Here is a 329-nt window from a genome sequence, read left to right as displayed (position 1 = left end):
AAAATGAGTTCTCTTATACAGATGCTACTGGCGCTTCAAAAGTGATCAACATCAGCGATCTTGTTAAGTTAAGCGAAACGGTTACTACGCTTTCTAACAACAACGACGGATCTTACACGTATACAAATGAAGCAGGTACTGAGGTTAAAATCAATGTGGTTGGAGACGTAACAAGCAACTTCTCAACGATTGCAAACAATACTGAGGTAAAACAGATTATCGAGAATATCGTAAACAATACGGCAGGAAATGTAAGTTATGACGGAACTAAAAATGAGTTCTCTTATACAGATGCTACTGGCGCTTCAAAAGTGATCAACATCAGCGAT

At 38.3% G+C, this 329-nt stretch carries 1 pseudogene; it reads left to right on the top strand.

Annotated features, from left to right (window positions below):
* Nucleotides 1-329, top strand: a pseudogene (locus KHA98_RS22805) (hypothetical protein); the annotation flags it as partial.

This window comes from Flavobacterium branchiicola (genome assembly GCF_018383905.1).
GTDB lineage: Bacteria > Bacteroidota > Bacteroidia > Flavobacteriales > Flavobacteriaceae > Flavobacterium > Flavobacterium branchiicola.
Note: the sequence above shows the minus strand (reverse complement) of the source record. Positions and strands in the feature narration are given on the sequence as shown.